Genomic DNA, 1,635 nt, shown 5'->3' on the forward strand with positions numbered 1-1,635 from the left:
CGTGAGCAGGCCGTTGGCGTCGATCGTGGCCGACAGGTTGTTGGCCTGAAGCGCGGTGTTGAGCTGATCGAGCGTCTTGACCGTACCGTTGGTGCCGTCGCCCAAGGTGACATTGACCGCCGTGCCGCCGTTGAAGGAGGAGAAGGTCAGGGTCTTGCCGCTGATGCCGCCGACACCGGAGTTGCGAGCCGCGGTGAACGCGGTGGCGCTGCCGGTGTTGCCGGCGAGGCCGAGCGCCGCCAGTGCGTTGCCGGTGCCGGTGACCGACAGGTCGGCATTGACGCCGGTGGACAGCTTGAGCTGGCCGGAGGCGTTGATCGACGAGGCGATCTGGCCGGTTGCCGTCGCGAGCGTACCGCCACCGCTGCCGTTGAGCGTGAAGGTCTGCACACCGGTCGCAAAGTCGACCGCCTTCAGCACGTCGGCAACCGAACCGGCCTGCAGATAGACCGTCGAATTGCCGTTGCCGTCGGTCAGGACGTTACCGCTGGCACCGAAGCCGCTCGGAACCGCCGGAGCGTTTGTCGAGCCGGGGATCGGCGCGTTCTTGAAGGTGATGACGTGACCGTTGACGTTCAGCGTCGAACCGTCCTGGATCAACGAACCCAGCGAGCCGCCCGCCGTCGTGCGCGTGACGTTCAGCGTCGCGTTGCCGCTACCCGTTGCGCTGGTGAGACCCAGGCCCTTGAGGAAGTCGGCCTTGCCGGTGATGCTGACGTCGGCACCGGTCGAGCTCTTGATCGTCGCGATACCGGCGGCGATGGACGAACCGGTTGCGCCGGTAGCCGCGCCGAAGGTTGCGACACCGCTGCTGTTGATCGAAGCGGTCTGCACTCCGCTGGCAAGGTCGACCGCGGTCAGCAGGTCGTTGACCGTGGCGAGCGGCGTACCGGTGGTGCCGAGGAAGACCGTTGAGTTGCCGCTGCCGTCGGTGAGGACGGTACCGCCCGAGTTGACGCCCGAACCGCTCGGGATCGACGTACCGGTCGGCGCAATGCCGGCGCGGAAGGTGATCGTGTGGCCATTGACGGTGAGCGTGTCGCCGTCAGCCGGGGACGTACCGGCAACGGTCGCAGCACCGGCCGCACCGATCAGGGTCGCGGTACCGACCAGGTTGGTCGTAGTGTCGGCCGCCTTCACTGCCGCGGCAGCCGTGAAGCTGCCCTGGGCAGCGCTGCCCAGCGTCGAAGACGAGGTCGCAGCGGTCGTGCCGCCGGCAGCGCCGCTATACAGCACGTTGCCGAGCGCGCTCGAGCTTGCATACGAGGTGGTGCCGCGCAGATCCGAAGCCGTCGCACCCGAGATCGTGGTGGAGACGTTGGACTTGGTGGAGTAACCGACGGTGGTCTGCAGCGCCTGGTTGGCGATCGACTTCGCAGAGTCGATCAGCTTCTGCAGCGAGGTGATGCCGGTGTTGGCAGCCTGCAGCACCTGCACGCCGTTGGCGATGCCGTCGAGCAGATTGTTGATGTCGCTGGCGCGGTTGTCGAGCGACTGTGCGGTGAAGAAGTTGGTGGGATTGTCCAGGGCCGAGTTGACGCTCTTGCCCGTCGACAGACGGCTCTGCGTGGTGGCGAGGAGGTCGGCGGTGGACTGGAGGGAGAGGAGGTTCTGACGAACCGAAGAGGAGAGAAC

The 1,635-nt window shown here is 66.6% G+C and carries 1 protein-coding gene; it reads right to left on the minus strand.

Annotated elements, in window-relative coordinates; translation table 11 throughout:
• Positions 1 to 1,635: DUF1522 domain-containing protein (locus IVB50_RS29585; RefSeq protein ID WP_247298849.1), on the minus strand; the 1,635-nt coding region annotated here is incomplete at both ends.

This window comes from Bradyrhizobium sp. 87 (genome assembly GCF_023073015.1).
Taxonomy (GTDB): Bacteria; Pseudomonadota; Alphaproteobacteria; order Rhizobiales; family Xanthobacteraceae; genus Bradyrhizobium; species Bradyrhizobium canariense_D.